Genomic DNA, 15,421 nt, shown 5'->3' with positions numbered 1-15,421 from the left:
AAAATCTTCCGTTAAGGGAACGGAGGATTTTTTTATTTTTTTATTGAAAGCGCTATATCCAAAACAAAACAAATGGTTTAAAATTAAAACAAACAAAAATAAAGAAAAAAACAAACATTCAAAAATGGAGGTAAAGAAAAAACATGGTTCAGAACTTATGGGATTCATCCAAAGCAGCGGCATTAACTCCCGGACTTGATGAGCTGGTGTACCGCTCCAACCTGCTGGGCGTGGACCGCCGGGTATGCAACTGGGGCGGAGGCAACACGTCGAGCAAAACGATCGAAAAAGATTTTCGCGGGCGCGACGTCGAGGTGATGTGGGTAAAAGGCAGCGGATCGGACCTGGCGACGATGAAGGCGGGAAATTTCACCGGCTTGCGTATGGACGATATCCGGCCGCTGTTCGAGCGGGAGGAGATGTCCGATGAGGAGATGGTCGCTTACCTGGCGAACTGCATGATCGATGCTAAACATCCGCGCGCGTCAATCGAGACGCTGCTGCACGCTTTTTTGCCGTTCAAGCATGTGGATCACACCCACCCGGACGCGATCATCAGTTTGTGCTGCGCCGATAACGGCAAAGAGATTGCCCGGGAAATTTACGGCAGCCGTTTCGTCTGGGTTCCTTATATCCGGCCGGGCTTCACGTTGTCCAAAATGATCGCCGAAGGCGTGCTGGCCAACCCTGAAGCGGAGCTGGTGCTGATGGAAAAGCACGGGCTCGTGACCTGGGGCGATACGCCGGAAGCCTGCTACGCCAAAACGGTCGCGATCATCAATGAAGCGGAACGATACATTGAAGCGCAGGTTCAGGCGCAGGCCGCGGAAGGCCGCGTGTTCGGCGGAGCTAAGGCCGAGCCGCTTCCGGCGGAGCAGCGCAAACGGATCGCGGCGGCGGTGATGCCGCTGGTCAGGGGGCTGGCGAGCGGCGACAAGCCGGTGATCGTCACGTTTGACGACGAAGCCGATGTGCTGGAATTCACCGGCAGCCGGAACGCCGCGCAGTTGTCGCAAATCGGCGCCGCCTGCCCGGATCACCTGGTGCATACCAAGGTGGTGCCGCTGTTTGTCGACTGGACGCCGGACGCGGACGATATCGATGGCCTGAAAAACAAATTAAAGGACGGTATCGCGGCCTATAAAGAGCAGTATCAGGCTTATTTTGAGCGCAACAAGCAGGCGGATGACGTGATGTCGGGCGCGGCTCCCCGCGTGATCCTGATCCCCGGCCTCGGGATGCTGAACACCGGCAAAAGCTGGACCAACTCCAAGCTGAGCGGCGCTTTGTACCACCGGGCGATCGCCGTGATGAAAGGAGCGACCGCGCTCGGCCGCTTCGTGTCGCTTAGCGAAAACGAGTCTTATAACGTAGAGTACTGGCCGCTGGAGCTGTACAAATTGTCGCTTGCCCCCGCAGAAGCAGAATTCTCCCGCAAGGTCGCTTTTATTACCGGAGGGGCCGGCGGCATCGGCAGCGAAACGGCACGGCGTTTGGTAGAAGAAGGCGCTCATGTTGTGCTCGCGGACCTCAACCTGGAAGGCGCGCAAAAAGTGGCCGCCGAAATCAACGCCAAATTCGGGGAAAACCGGGCGCTGGCGGTCAAAATGGACGTAACCCAGGAAGACCAGGTGGCGGCGGCCTATGCGGAAACGGCGCTTGCCTACGGGGGCGTGGACATCATCGTCAACAACGCCGGACTTGCCACCTCCAGCCCGTTCACGGAAACGTCGCTAAAGGAATGGAATTTGAATATTTCCGTGCTTGGCACGGGATATTTTCTCGTGGCCCGCGAAGCGTTCAAACAGATGAAGGAGCAAAATACCGGCGGCAGCATGGTGTTCATCGGCTCGAAAAACTCGGTGTATGCGGGGAAAAACGTCACCGCCTACAGCTCCGCCAAAGCGCTGGAAGCCCATTTGGCCCGCTGCATCGCCGCCGAGGGCGGGGAAATCGGCATCCGCGTCAATACGATTTTGCCGGATGCAATTTTGCAGGGTTCGGCGATATGGAACTCTAACTGGCGCAACGAGCGGGCCGCCGCCTACGGCATCGAACCGGATCAATTGGAGGAGTACTACCGCAAGCGGACGACGCTGCTCGTCAACATTTATCCGCGCGACATCGCCGAAGGCGTGGCGTTCTTCGCTTCGTCGAAAGCGGCCAAAACGACCGGCTGCATGCTGACGATCGACGGCGGGGTTCCGGCGGCTTTTGTCCGCTAATTTGTTTGCTAATATGAAGACTAGTTTTATGAGGGGGTTCACGGAGGGGCTCAGGCAGCACCTCACGTTATTTTCAAAACGTTCAACTAGAAAGGATAGGGCAGGAGGATGCAGATGTTAGCTGCGGAGAGATATGAAAAAATCGTCCGCCTCGTCAACGAACGCGGCAGCATGCGCGTGTCGGAACTGAGCGAGCTGTGCCAGGTGACCGAGGAGACGATCCGGCGGGACCTGGACCGGCTGGAAAGCGCGGGGCGGCTGCTCCGCTCCCACGGCGGCGCGGTCAGTGTGCAGGGCCACCAGCCGGAGACGCCTTACTTCGAACGCGAGGTCATGCAGGCGGAGGAGAAAAAAAGAATCGCCCGCGAAGCGGTGAAGCGGATTCAGCCCCGGGAGCGGATTTTGCTTGATGCAAGCACGACGGCCTGGTACATGGCGGCCGATTTGCCGGATATGCCGCTGACCGTGCTGACCAATTCGCTGAAGGTGGCCGCCGAGCTCGGGAACAAGGAGCAGATCGAGGTCATTTCCACGGGCGGCCAGCTGGCGCGGCGTTCGATGTCCTGGGTGGGGCCGCTCGCCGAGCGCTCTTTGGACGCGTACCACGTCGACAAGCTGTTTTTATCATGCAAAGGGTTCCACCTCGAGCGCGGGATCAGCGAGTCGAACGAACTGCAGGCGATGGTCAAGCGGAAAATGATCGACATCGCGGACGAGGTCGTGCTGCTGGCCGATGCCAGCAAATTCGGGCAGCAGTCTTTTGCCCATGTGGCTCCGACCGAGCGGCTGCATACGATCATCACCGATTACCGGCCGGATGAAGCGGTTTTGGGCGAGCTGGGCAAGCGGTCGATCGAGTTGGTTTCGGTTTAAGCTGATCTCGGTTTGAGCGGATGAGCGGATTGACCGGATGAGCGGATTGACCGGAGTATCCGCTACGCTGCGAACACCGGCAGGCAAGAAAAACGCATGGGAGGTGCTTAAGATGGACAAACAAACGGACGATGGAGTGCGTACGGAAATAGGGAAGATCGTAACAAATTCAGCGGAAAAGACAGATTCGGCCGCCGCTCCGGACATCAAGGTGTCGATGTTTATCACCTGCATCAGCGACGCGGTGTACCCGCGCATCGGCGAGGCGATGGCCCGGCTGCTTGCAAGGCTGGGCGTCAAGCTGGAGTTCCCTGCGAAGCAGACGTGCTGCGGACAACCGGCGTTCAACAGCGGGTACTGGGATGAGGCGCGGAAGTCGGCGGCCACGCTGCTGGAGGCTTTTGCGGACAGCGACTTTGTCATTGCGCCCTCGGGGTCGTGCATCGGGATGATCCACCATTACCCCAAGCTGTTCGAAAACGATCCCGTTCGGCTGGCGATGGCGCGGGAGCTGCAAAACAAATCGTACGAGTTTACGCAGTTTCTCGTGCAGGTGCTGGGCGTTGCCGACCTGGGCGCCGTGTTCCCGCATAAGGTCACTTACCATCCTTCCTGTCACGGCATCCGGCTGCTGGGCATCAAGGACGAACCGATGGCGCTGCTGCAAAACGTCAGGGAACTGGATCTGGTTCCGCTTCCGTTCGCGGAGGATTGCTGCGGCTTCGGCGGAACGTTTGCAGTGAAGATGGCCGGCATCTCCGGGGCGATGGTGACGGAAAAAGCCGACCACGTGCTGGAGACGGAGGCGGAGGTGCTGACCGGGCTGGATATGGCCTGCCTGATGAACATCGCCGGCAATTTACGCTACCGCAAGCAGCCGGTGCGCGTCATGCATCTGGCGGAACTGCTGTACGAGGGGGTGAGCGGAGCATGAACCAGGGAAGCACGACAGCTTCGCAAGCCCAAGCTCAAACTCAAACTCTAGTCCAAATCCAAACCCAAACCCGGCCTCAGCCTGCCACGGTCAAAAAGCGCGCGGAGCTGGCGCTGAACAACGATTTTTTGCGCAAAGCGGTGCGTTTTACGACGGAACGGCTGCGGGACGGGAAAAAGAAAGCGTCCGCAGATCACGGCCATTGGGAGGAATGGCGGGAGCGCGGGCGGCAAATCCGCCTGCATACGATCGCCCATCTCGACTACTACTTGAACCGTTTTGCCGAGCAGGCCCGGGCCAACGGTGCGCACGTCCATTTTGCCGCGACCGGCGAGGGGGCGGTCCGCATTGCCCTGGAGATCGCCGAGCGCAAGCACGCCGGCTCTGTGGTCAAATCGAAGTCGATGGTCAGCGAGGAGCTGCATATCAACAAAGCGCTGGAAAACATCGGCGTGGAGACGGTGGAAACCGACCTGGGCGAATACATCATCCAGCTCGCCGGGGAGGCCCCGTCCCATATCATAATCCCGGCGATTCATAAAAACCGCTACCAGATCGCCGAACTGCTGTCGCGCGAGGCGGGGGCGGAGCTGCCGCCCGATACGGCCGTGCTGGCCGGTTTCGTCCGGCGGAAGCTGCGCGCCAAATTTCTGGAGGCGGACATCGGCATGACCGGCTGCAATTTTGCCATCGCCGAGACCGGCTCGATCGTGCTGTTCGAAAACGAAGGCAACGCGCGGATGGTGTCCACCGTGCCGAAAACGCAGATCACCTTTATGGGCATGGAACGGATCATTCCGTCCTGGACCGATCTCGAAGTGATGGCGACGCTACTGCCGCGTTCGGCGACGGGACAAAAGCTGACCGTCTACATGTCCGGCATTACCGGCCCGCGGCGAACCGGCGATGGCGACGGTCCGGAAGAAATGCACATCATCATCCTCGACAACGGGCGCTCCGAACAGCTCGGCGATCCGGAGTTCCAGGAGCTGCTGAACTGCATCCGCTGCGGCGCCTGCCTGAACGCCTGCCCGGTGTACCGCCACATCGGCGGCCACGCCTACGGCGGGACGTACAGCGGCCCGATCGGGGCGGTGCTGACGCCGGCGCTCAACCGCAATGTGGCCGAATGGGACGACATCGCTTCGGCCTCCAGCCTGTGCGGGGCTTGTTACGAAGCTTGCCCGGTCAAAATCCCGCTGCATGACATGCTTGTCTACTTGCGCAGACGCAAGGTCGAGCAGGGCTACGGGAACAAGCTGGAGAACGCCGGGATGAAGGGCTTCGCCGCCGTGATGGCGAACTCCAAGCGGTTTCACCAGGCGCTGAAGCTCGGGCGCATTGCGCAAAAGCTCGTCGTGCGCGGCGGCGAAATCCCGGCGCGGATCGGCCCGTTGAAGGGCTGGAACAGCTACCGCGTCGCTCCGAGCTTGGACCGGCAGCCGTTCCGCGAGCGCTGGGGCGGGCTGGAGCGGGAGCTGAACGCGGCGGCCCAAGCGGCGCAGCCGGCGGCGCGCCGGAACACGCAGGAGCGGCTGCAGGCCGCGCTGAAGAAACGTCCGGCCGGCGGGCAGCAGCCTTCAGGCTGGCAACCGGCCGGTCAGGCATCCGTAATGAAAGAAGGTCATACGTATGATGGATAAGGACTACGGCCGTTGGCTCAAGGAAATGGAAGCGGATTCGCGCGCCAAGCAGGAGCAGTTTATGAACCGGATCGCCGGGCGTCTGAAGCGGCCGAGACTTCAGGAAGCTCCGCAGCGCGCTTTTAAGGGAGCGCCGGATTACTGGCGGGAGTTTGAGTGGAGTCCGGAGGAGAAGCTTAACCGGTTTGCGGAAAGCTTCACGAGCGCCGGGGGGCATGTGGTGCGGCTGGCGGATATGGAAGCGGCCAAGACGTTTATGCTCGGTAAAGCGGAGGAAATGAAGGCGCGGTATATTTTGCGCCAAAACGATCCCGCGCTGGCGGAACTCGGGCTGGAAAGGGCGCTCGCCGCTTCCGGCGCCCGGCTGTCGGTGTGGAACGGAGGCGCCGAAGAGCCGTGGATCGCCCGCGCCGCGGAGGCGGACTCGGCATCGTGATGGCCGATTGCGCCGTGGCTTACACCGGCTCCCTGGTCGTTAAATCGTCCCCGGAAAAAGGCCGCTCGGTCAGCCTGCTGCCGACGGTGCTGATCGCCGTCGTTCCCGTCGGGCGGATGAAGACACGGCTCGGCGAGGTGCTGGACGAATTTGACGAAGCGGGACGCTCCGCCCTGCCGGCCGGCATCCATTTCATCTCCGGGCCGAGCCGCTCCGCGGACATCGAAAACGACCTGACGATCGGCGTGCACGGCCCCGGCGTCGTGTTTGCCCTGCTGGTCGGTTAGTACAGCACCTCGATATTTTTGTCCCGCAGCAGCTTTAGCCAGGTTTCGGATGGACGGCGATCGGTGATCAAATAATCGATCTGCTCCCAATCGGCCAGCTTGACGAAGGCGGTTTTGTCGAATTTGGTGTGGTCGGCGAGCAGGATCACTTTGCCGGCATGGCGCAGCATATGCTTCTTGAGCTCGCATTCCGGCTCGTTGGAATCGGAGACGCCTTTGGCGAGCGACATGCCTTTGCAGCTGATGATGGCGGTGTCGGCGTTGTATTTTTGCACCGTCTGTTCGGCGGTCGGCCCGACCAGCGACAGCGAGCGGCCGCGCAGCGTACCGCCGGTCGAGATGACCTGCAGCCCGGCGCCGGCGAATTCCTGCAGCACGCTGACGGAATTGGTGATGACGGTGACGTTGTTTTTCGGCGGCAAAGTTTTCAAAAACTCAAAACAAGTCGAGCTCGGGTCAACCATCAGCGTATCGCCGTCATGGATCAGGTCCATCGCTTTCAGGGCGATTTGCCGCTTGACCTCCACGTTCAGCGTATTGCGGGTCGTATACGGAAGATCCTCGTTCGTGTGCAGGACCAGCATGGCGCCGCCGTAGGTGCGGTTGACGATCCCCTCCTTTTCCAGCTTTTCGAGATCGCGGCGGATCGTCTCTTCCGTCACCTCGAACATCCGGCTTAATTCCGACACCAGCACGCGTTTGTCCTGGTGCAGCAGGTCGATGATTTTTTGCTTTCGTTCAGCCGCCAGCATGGCGTTCACCTCGGGATTTCTTTTTATAAGGCCCCAAATTGGCCTAGTCTTCCATTTCATCATAGCGGTAATCCTTAACCTTTTGAACCTCTCGTGGCTAAAGCCGCGAGATTCTTGGGTAGTCCGTTCTGCTGAACAGAATTGGCACATAATGTGCCGCCAAGCTATCCCCGAAGTTCCTGCGGTTCCTGCATTTACGCAGATAGGAGCCTCTTGCCTTCGGCAAGGATGTTTTTGCTTGCATTGATATCCCGATCATGGCGGGTTTGGCAGGCCGGACATATCCACTCCCGAATATGAAGGTCTTTAAGTTCTTTATTTTGGTAACCACAACACGAACAGAGTTGAGAAGAGGCGAAGGTTTGGCCTACAGCAACAACGATACGTCCGTACCACATTGCCTTATATTCAAGTATCGTTCTAAATTGATACCAGGACACTTCACCAATCGCTTTGGCCAGATTGTGGTTTTTCATCAGGTTAGACACCTGCAAATCTTCAATCGCAATCATGTCGTGGTTTTTGACAATATGTGTTGATAGCTTTTGCAGGTAGTCTGTTCGGCAGTTAGCAATGCATTCATGGATTCGGGCGACCTTCACTCGTTGTTTATTCCAGCCCGAGGAACCTTTCACCGGTCTGGAAAGAATCCGCTGTTCCCGAATGAGTTTTTGTTCCATCTTCCGTAGGAATTTTGGATTCTCAAACATTTCACCGCTGGATAGAGTGGCGAAATCTTTTAGCCCCAAGTCAATTCCGACTTCTTGGTTTGTTTTTGGCAGGGGGTGTACATCGGTTTCCACTAACAGCGAAACAAAGTATTTGCCGGAAGGATTACGCCTAATCGTCGTATGCAATATACGACCTTCTACTTCTTTTGACTTGGCAAACCTTACTAACCCTATTTTAGGGAGTTTCATCTTGTTGCCTACGATCGAAATATTTCCATTGGTATAGTTGGTTTGATACGACTGTACAGGATTCTTTTTACTCTTAAATCTCGGTGCGTTAGTTTGTTTCTTATAAAAACGGTTAAACGAATATGCCAGATTTTTCAAGGCATTTTGCAAAGAAAATTTGTCCGGTTCTTTTAACCATTCGAGTTCTTGCTTCAATTTCGTGAGTTCGGCAGAACATGCAGCATACGACAGTCCTTTTCCTGTGCTGCGGTAAGCTTCATTCCATAATCCCAAAAAGTGGTTAAATACAAAACGTGAACAGCCGATCGTCTTGTTGATGAGAACAGCCTGATCTTTGCTCGGATAAATGCGAAATTTATAGGCTTTATGGATAAGCATGCTCTCACTTCACTTTCTGATCTTGAATATACTTTCGGATTGGTTTGTTCGCTCACCATAGTAACAAAATAGGATGATTCATCACCATAATAATTTTACCATACGTAACGACCATGTCGATTCATTGACATGTCAAATAACATGCCTGAACCGAAGTTTTCTTACTCATGACTAAAGTCGCGAGTTTGCGAAAGCTCGTGATCAATGTCATAAATCAGACAAAAACAAAAATAAAACAACACGAACAATCTTTATTTCGTTGACAACACAGAAAAACGGGCGTAGGATGGGATTGAAGAAAGCAAGTTTTAAAAATCGGCAACATTTCAAAGCGAGGAGCGCTGAAGGGATGAATCATCATATCGCTGTCGATATCGGCGCCTCCAGCGGGAGGCTGGTTGCGGGAGAACTGCGGGACGGTTTAATAACGCTGCGGGAAATCCATCGGTTCGACAACGGCTTTGCGGAGAAAAACGGGCATTTTTACTGGGATCTCGATCATTTGTTCCGGGAAATTTTGCGGGGACTGACGGAGGCCAAACGGCTCGGCATTGCAAAATGCACGCTTGGCATCGACACCTGGGCCGTGGACTATGCGCTTCTGGACAGCCAAGGCGAACGGATCGGGGACGTGTTCTCTTACCGCGATCCCCGCACGAATGAGGCCGTGGACGAGGTCCACCGGCAGATGCCGTTTGCCGAAATCTACGCCAAAACCGGAATTCAACACCTCTCCTTTAATACGCTGTATCAATTGTACGCTCATGACCGCCGCGAGCTGGCGGCCGCCGAGCAGATCCTGCTCGTTCCGGACTATTTGTATTATTTGCTGTCGGGGCGGCGGATTCATGAAACGACAAACGCTTCGACGACGGCTATGCTGAACCTGCAAACCCGGGATTACGATCCGGAATTGCTGGCCCTGCTCGGGTTGCCGCGGGCGAAGTTTCCCGCTTTGACCGAACCGGGAACGCCGCTTGGTCCGCTGAAGCCGGAGCTGATGCAGGCGCACGATCTTCCCGAATGCGAGCTGATCTGCGCCGCAACGCACGACACGGCTTCCGCCGTGCTTGGCGTACCGGCCAGCGGAGCATCCTGGGGGTACCTCAGCAGCGGAACATGGTCGCTGATCGGTGTGGAGCGGGACGCGCCGCTGGCTACGCAGGAGGCGATGGAGCGGAATTATACGAACGAATGGGGCGCCTACGGGACGTACCGCTTTTTGAAAAACATCATGGGTATGTGGCTGATCCAGGAGGTCCGCAAGGATTACGGAAAACAGTACAGCTTTGCCGAACTCGTTACGCTGGCCGAGGAAGTTTCGCCTTTCCGTTCGCTGATTTCCTGCAACGACGACCGCTTTCTCAACCCCCGGCAAATGACGGAGGAAATCCGGCGTTACTGCGCGGAAACCGGTCAACCCGTTCCGGATACGCCGGGCGAGGTGGCGAGGTGCATTTTTGACAGCCTGGCCTTATCTTATGATTTTTACATTAAAGAGCTGGAACGTTTGACCGGGGAAAAAATCAACACCCTGCATATCGTCGGCGGCGGGGCCAACAACGAACTGTTATGCCAGCTGACGGCGGACGTGCTGGGGATCGCGGTGGAAGCGGGGCCGACGGAGTCGACCGCTTTGGGCAATCTGGCCGTGCAGATGGTGAGCTGCGGCGTTATCTCGAATATCGGCGAGGCCAGGGAAATCATCCGGCGCTCTTTTGCGGTTCGCAGCTATGCCCCGCAGCCGGTCGATCCGGAAGCGATCGCTGAGGCACGCAGCCGGTTCGCGGCGCTGACGGCGCCGACGGTCCATCCATAAATGAAAAAAAGAGGAGGAGAACACGATGGAGCAAAGCATTGCAAACAGCTACAACGAAGCCAAAAAGCTGTACGAACAGCATGGGATTGACGTTGAAGGCGCGCTTAAGCAGCTCGCCCGGATCAAAGTATCCGTACACTGCTGGCAGGGGGACGACGTCCGGGGATTTTTAAGCAAAGACAAGGAACTGAGCGGCGGCATCGCGGTCACCGGCAGCTATCCCGGCCGGGCGCGGACGCCGGAAGAGCTGCGAAAAGATTTGGAGCAGGCGTTCGCTCTGATTCCGGGAAAACATAAGGTGAACCTGCATGCCATTTACGCCGACACGGACGAAACCGTGGATTTGGATGTCTTGGAGCCAAGGCATTTTACCGGATGGGTTGACTGGGCGAAGGAGCAGGGGCTTGGCCTCGATTTCAACCCGACATGTTTTTCGCATGATAAAGCCAAAGACGGGTTTACGCTCAGCCATCCCGACCCGGAAATCCGCCGGTTCTGGATCGACCACTGCAAAGCCTCGCGCAAAATCGCCGAATCGTTCGGCAAAGCGCTTGGCCAGCCGTGCGTGACAAATGTCTGGATTCCCGACGGTTTCAAGGATTCCCCGGTCGACCGCCTGTCGCCGCGGGTGCGGCTGAAGGAAGCGCTTGACGAGGTTTTCGCCGAGGAGATCAGCGAGGAATACAACATCGACGCCGTCGAAAGCAAGCTGTTTGGCATCGGCTCGGAAAGCTACGTCGTCGGATCGCATGAATTTTATATGGGCTACGCGCTGACTAGAGGCAAAGCGGTGTGCTTCGATTCCGGCCATTTCCATCCGACCGAAACGATTTCGAATAAGCTGTCTTCCTGGCTGCTGTTCGGCGATCAATTGCTGCTGCACGTCAGCCGTCCGGTCCGCTGGGATAGCGACCATGTCGTCACGATGGACGATGAGCTGCTGGATATCGCGCGGGAACTCGTTCGCGGCAATTTGCTGGACCGCACGCATATCGGACTCGACTTCTTCGACGGCAGCATCAACCATATCGCGGCTTGGGTGATCGGCACCCGGAACACGCTCAAAGCGCTGCTGCGCGCGATGCTGGAACCGGTCGAGCGGTTGAAGGAGCTGGAGTTGGCCGGCGATTACACGTCCCGGCTGGCGCTGGTCGAAGAATTCAAATCGTATCCGTACGGGGCGATCTGGGATTATTTCTGCGCTGCGCAGGGCGTTCCGGTGAGAGAAGCGTGGCTGGCGGACGTGAAAAAATACGAAGAGAACGTCCTGGCGGTTCGCGGGTAAAGTAAAGCGGCGTTTACGGATTTTTTTCAAAATATATAAGAGGTTGTTCAAAAAGTCATCTTTTGATCACGAAGCAGGTCAAGAAGCGGAATCGACGTCGAATCTTGAATTCAGCCGGGCCTTCCGGTGCTCACGTACCCAAAACGTACGCTCCGCTCCTGACGTCCCTAACTTCATCCAACCTTCTCGGTGCTGAAAAGCCGACTTTTTGAACACGAACTAAAAGGAGAGAACCTGCTGTGAATACGATAACGGAGATGGAGAAAAGCCGGGTTTCGCGGGACTTGGAAATTCCTTTTGTCCGGGAAATGGCGGAGATTACGTACCATATGTGGCGGCTGGGCTGGGACGAACGCAACGGCGGCAATATCAGTTATTTGCTGGACGAGGCGGAGGTGCTTAAATATCTTGGCGCCGGGCAAGGGGAGAAGACGAGAAGCATTCCGCTTTCTTTTCCGGTGAAGGAGCTGGCGGGCAAATATTTTGTCGTGACAGGGTCGGGCAAATATTTCCGGAACGTGATCTCCGATCCGGCAGCGAACCTGGGCATCGTGCGGGTCGCCGCAGACGGGGAGCGGGTCGACGTGCTGTGGGGACTGCGCGACGGCGCGGTTCCGACCAGCGAGCTGGCCTCGCATTTCATGAGCCACATCGAACGGTTGAAGGCCGATCCTGAGCACCGGATCGTCATGCACTGCCATGCCACTAACGCGCTGGCGATGACGTTCATCCATGATCTGGACGAGAAAAAGCTGACGAAAACGCTGTGGGAAATGTGCACGGAGTGCCTGGTTGTGTTTCCGGACGGCGTCGGCATCGTGCCGTGGATGGTTCCGGGCAGCCCGGAAATCGGGCGGGCCACCGCCGCCAAAATGCGCGATCATCGCGTCGTGATTTGGCCGCAGCACGGGATATTCGGCAGCGGCCGCACGATGGACGAAACGTTTGGGCTGATTGAGACGGTGGAGAAGGCGGCGCAGATTTACATGCTGGTCGCGCACCATCCGATCAAGCAAAGAATCACCGATGCGCAGCTGCTTGATTTGGCTAAAGCGTTTGGGGTCACGCCGGCCGCGGGGATATTGGAATAAAGGATGTGCACCGAAAAACGGGCTCCGATTTGGGGGTCCGTTTTTTTGACATTATGGTGTCTTTCATTACGATAGACCATCAGCCCGACCTAAATCAACTGCCAAACGAATTAAAGTTTTCTTTTCAGGCTCAACCTTATAAACCGTACTTGAAGTTAGCCCCCGGCAACCGATCGTGGCAAGAAACGCGGAAGGGCTTTGAAAGCTTGAGGACAAGGAAGGCCGGTGGGTGGGCGGCAGATCAACACTCGTTGTCCGGGTGCTTTGCATGATTATCCCGTTTTATCAGGTAGCAAGGAAATGGACAAGCTCTATAAAAGTAAATATTTGGTGGAGAATCAGATCGATTCGAGAAAATGAGACAGTCTTGGGAGAGGGAAGCAGGTTTATAGGAGAAGAAACAGACCGGACAGGAGATCAATACAGGAGACCAAGAGTTGAGATTCAAGGACAAGACGCGGTGGAAACGAAAAGACCGTGATTTTACTTCAGCCTGAACCCTTCCGTCTGCAACAACGCCCGACTGTTCATGCTAACCCCCATACCGTTCATGCTAACTACCAGCTATCAAGTTGATCCGCATCAAACTCCCCCTCCACCGTTCCAACGTCTCGATCAGGCTGCAGCCGCAAGGGGCGGATTCGTTTGACGCCCGATCAGCCGGCGGTAGGGAAGCACCGGTATCGCCACACACATCTGCAGCAACTTCTGCCCCCTGAACGAAGGGATAATCGTGCAAAGGCAGCGGGCAGGGACTCCAAGGTAGAGCCACCAAGACACGAACCCTTTAGACCGCCCCCTCACCTGGCGTTGATTTCGGACACTGCTCGGAGCGGCTACGGTGCAAAAGGTACATCAAGGCTTGTCTGCCGATTTCTTGCTGTGAAAGTTGAGTTTAGGGCAGCGTCTACAGATTGGAAAGAGCCTCCCCCTGCGCCCAGCGTTGAAGTCAGATCCAGACAAAGACGCTGTCAGACGTTTTTCTTAATTAACGAAAACGCTATTGCCTTTTTGAACGGACGACTTTAAAATAAAAGTATCAAAATTTGTACGTACAACATTTTATCTCAAGTTTTTTATAATCCGATGTATGTACAAGTTGGCGATCAAGAAACAATACTTTTTTGGGAGGCGTTTTATATTATGATGCAATTGAAACCGCATTCTTTTTGGTTTGTGACCGGCAGCCAGCATTTGTACGGTCCGGAGACCCTGGAACAGGTTGCCGAGCATTCCCGGATCATCGTCGAACAGTTTGGCAAAGATCCGGTGTTTGGTTTTCCGGTGGTGTTTAAACCGATTGTTAAGAGCTCTGATGAAATATACAAATTGATTTTGGAAGCGAACGGCGATGAGACGTGCGCGGGGATCATCACCTGGATGCACACGTTCTCCCCGGCCAAGATGTGGATTGCGGGGCTGTCTCAGCTGCAGAAGCCGCTGCTTCATTTCCATACGCAATTTAACCGCGATATTCCGTGGGAAACGATCGATATGGACTTCATGAACCTGAACCAGTCGGCGCACGGTGACCGCGAATACGGCCACATCGGCGCCCGCTTGGGGATCGCCCGCAAAATCGTCGTCGGCCACTGGGAGGACGCGGAGGTGCGCGCCAGCATCGCCGGCTGGATGCGGACGGCCGCAGCTTACGCCGAAAGCCGCCAGCTGAAGGTAGCCCGGTTCGGCGACAACATGCGCGAGGTGGCCGTGACCGAAGGCGACAAGGTGGAAGCTCAAATCAAGTTCGGCTGGTCGGTGAACGGCTACGGCGTAGGCGACTTGGTGCAGGTGCTGAACGAGGTGAGCGACGCCGAAGTGAAGGCGCTGCTGGAAGAATACGCGGAAACGTACACGATCACGCAAGCCGGCTTAAGCGAAGGACCGGTCCGCGATTCGATCGCTTATCAGGCCAAGCTGGAAATCGCCATGAAACGCTTCCTCGAGGCCGGCGGGTTCGGCGCGTTTACGACGACGTTCGAAGACCTGCACGGACTGAAGCAGCTTCCGGGCCTGGCGGTGCAGCGCCTGATGGAAGCGGGCTATGGCTTCGGCGGCGAAGGCGACTGGAAAACCTCGGCCCTGACGCGCGTGCTGAAGGTGCTGGCGAACAACAAAAGCACGTCCTTTATGGAGGACTACACGTATCATTTCGAGCCGGGCAACAACATGATTCTGGGCGCGCACATGCTTGAGGTATGCCCGACGGTCGCGGCGACGAAGCCGACGATCGAGGTGCATCCGCTCGGCATCGGCGGCAAGGCGGATCCGGCGCGGATCGTGTTCGACGGCCAGGACGGACCGGCGGTGAACGCCTCGCTCGTCGACCTGGGACACCGGTTCCGGCTGCTCGTCAACGTCGTGGACGGCGTGAAGGTCGACAAACCGATGCCGAAGCTGCCGGTGGCCCGCGTGTTGTGGAAGCCGCAGCCGTCGCTGCGCGAGTCGGCGGAAGCGTGGATTTTGGCCGGCGGGGCGCATCATACCGTCCTGTCCTACGCCATCACGGCGGAAAATCTGGCGGACTGGGCGGAAATGGCCGGCATCGAAGCGGTGTTCATCGACAAGGACACGTCCGTACAGCGCTTCAAAAACGAGCTGCGCTGGAGCGACGCCGCATACCGCTTGCGTTAATCGCAGCCAGGCCGGACCGGCGGGTGGATATTGCTTGCGCTAACCGCAGCCGCTTCACGGCTCCGGCGGTTGCATTGGTTTCGTATTTTGCTTAACCTATGCGTTCACCCGGCATGTGATACAATAGCGGGTATATAGGTGATT

At 56.7% G+C, this 15,421-nt stretch carries 10 protein-coding genes and 1 pseudogene; 9 read left to right on the top strand and 2 right to left on the bottom strand.

Going from position 1 to position 15,421, the window contains the following annotated elements:
* The first annotated feature begins 143 nt into the window (after positions 1–143).
* From NYE69_RS25705 to NYE69_RS25685, 5 genes and pseudogenes are all read left to right on the top strand, one after another.
* Positions 144–2,225 carry a bifunctional aldolase/short-chain dehydrogenase gene (locus NYE69_RS25705; protein ID WP_340928517.1) on the top strand — a complete coding sequence of 694 codons (2,082 nt, stop codon included), beginning with the start codon at positions 144–146 and terminating at the stop codon, positions 2,223–2,225.
* Between the two features lie 114 nt (positions 2,226–2,339).
* Positions 2,340–3,098, top strand: a complete 759-nt coding sequence (locus NYE69_RS25700; RefSeq protein ID WP_340928516.1) for a DeoR/GlpR family DNA-binding transcription regulator — start codon at positions 2,340–2,342, stop codon at positions 3,096–3,098.
* Positions 3,099–3,303: 205 nt separating this feature from the next.
* Positions 3,304–4,032 (top strand): (Fe-S)-binding protein, encoded by a 729-nt coding sequence (locus NYE69_RS25695; protein WP_328273783.1) that lies wholly within the window; start codon positions 3,304–3,306, stop codon positions 4,030–4,032.
* The gene (locus NYE69_RS25690) at positions 4,029–5,675 is read left to right on the top strand and encodes a LutB/LldF family L-lactate oxidation iron-sulfur protein (protein ID WP_340928514.1); all 1,647 of its coding nucleotides are present in this window, start codon (positions 4,029–4,031) and stop codon (positions 5,673–5,675) included. The genes NYE69_RS25695 and NYE69_RS25690 overlap by 4 nt, the downstream gene beginning before the upstream one ends.
* Positions 5,668–6,398 (top strand): annotated as a pseudogene (locus NYE69_RS25685) (LutC/YkgG family protein). Before NYE69_RS25690 ends, NYE69_RS25685 begins: the two are co-directional and overlap by 8 nt.
* On the opposite strand, the gene NYE69_RS25680 reads toward NYE69_RS25685, so the two are convergent.
* Both NYE69_RS25680 and tnpB read right to left on the bottom strand, forming a co-directional pair.
* Complete coding sequence (locus NYE69_RS25680) at positions 6,395–7,150, bottom strand: DeoR/GlpR family DNA-binding transcription regulator (RefSeq protein WP_328272666.1); 756 nt, start codon at positions 7,148–7,150, stop codon at positions 6,395–6,397. The pseudogene NYE69_RS25685 and the gene NYE69_RS25680 sit on opposite strands and share 4 nt — an antisense overlap.
* A gap of 194 nt (positions 7,151–7,344) precedes the next feature.
* Positions 7,345–8,448 (bottom strand): IS200/IS605 family element RNA-guided endonuclease TnpB, encoded by a 1,104-nt coding sequence (gene tnpB, locus NYE69_RS25675; protein ID WP_340928512.1) that lies wholly within the window; start codon positions 8,446–8,448, stop codon positions 7,345–7,347.
* Positions 8,449–8,797: 349 nt separating this feature from the next.
* On the opposite strand from tnpB, the gene rhaB reads away from it, so the two are divergent.
* The 4 genes from rhaB (at position 8,798) to araA (ending at position 15,277) form a co-directional block, all read left to right on the top strand.
* Complete coding sequence (gene rhaB / locus NYE69_RS25670) at positions 8,798–10,267, top strand: rhamnulokinase (protein ID WP_328272664.1); 1,470 nt, start codon at positions 8,798–8,800, stop codon at positions 10,265–10,267.
* 25 nt (positions 10,268–10,292) lie between these two features.
* Positions 10,293–11,552 carry an L-rhamnose isomerase gene (gene rhaA / locus NYE69_RS25665; RefSeq protein ID WP_328272663.1) on the top strand — a complete coding sequence of 420 codons (1,260 nt, stop codon included), beginning with the start codon at positions 10,293–10,295 and terminating at the stop codon, positions 11,550–11,552.
* A gap of 257 nt (positions 11,553–11,809) precedes the next feature.
* A complete protein-coding gene (gene rhaD / locus NYE69_RS25660) occupies positions 11,810–12,643 on the top strand; it encodes a rhamnulose-1-phosphate aldolase (RefSeq protein ID WP_445323421.1) in 834 nt (277 codons plus the stop codon).
* A 1,143-nt stretch (positions 12,644–13,786) separates the two neighbouring features.
* On the top strand, positions 13,787–15,277 hold the full coding sequence (gene araA, locus NYE69_RS25655) for an L-arabinose isomerase (protein ID WP_340928510.1): 1,491 nt from the start codon (positions 13,787–13,789) through the stop codon (positions 15,275–15,277).
* The last annotated feature ends 144 nt before the right edge of the window (positions 15,278–15,421 follow it).

It is taken from the genome of Paenibacillus sp. FSL R5-0527 (assembly GCF_038008055.1).
Classification (GTDB): Bacteria; Bacillota; Bacilli; order Paenibacillales; family Paenibacillaceae; genus Fontibacillus; species Fontibacillus macerans.
The sequence above is the reverse complement of the archived record's forward strand: the minus strand, read 5'-3'. Positions and strand labels throughout refer to the sequence as shown.

Excerpts from the sequence above, each read along its gene's own strand:
- rhaD (WP_445323421.1), top strand. The coding sequence starts at position 11,810 with ATGGAGAAAAGCCGGGTTTCGCGGGACTTGGAAATTCCTTTTGTCCGG.
- rhaA (WP_328272663.1), top strand. The coding sequence starts at position 10,293 with ATGGAGCAAAGCATTGCAAACAGCTACAACGAAGCCAAAAAGCTGTAC.
- NYE69_RS25680 (WP_328272666.1), bottom strand. The coding sequence starts at position 7,150 with ATGCTGGCGGCTGAACGAAAGCAAAAAATCATCGACCTGCTGCACCAG.
- NYE69_RS25690 (WP_340928514.1), top strand. The coding sequence starts at position 4,029 with ATGAACCAGGGAAGCACGACAGCTTCGCAAGCCCAAGCTCAAACTCAA.
- NYE69_RS25700 (WP_340928516.1), top strand. The coding sequence starts at position 2,340 with ATGTTAGCTGCGGAGAGATATGAAAAAATCGTCCGCCTCGTCAACGAA.
- araA (WP_340928510.1), top strand. The coding sequence starts at position 13,787 with ATGATGCAATTGAAACCGCATTCTTTTTGGTTTGTGACCGGCAGCCAG.
- NYE69_RS25705 (WP_340928517.1), top strand. The coding sequence starts at position 144 with ATGGTTCAGAACTTATGGGATTCATCCAAAGCAGCGGCATTAACTCCC.
- tnpB (WP_340928512.1), bottom strand. The coding sequence starts at position 8,448 with ATGCTTATCCATAAAGCCTATAAATTTCGCATTTATCCGAGCAAAGAT.
- rhaB (WP_328272664.1), top strand. The coding sequence starts at position 8,798 with ATGAATCATCATATCGCTGTCGATATCGGCGCCTCCAGCGGGAGGCTG.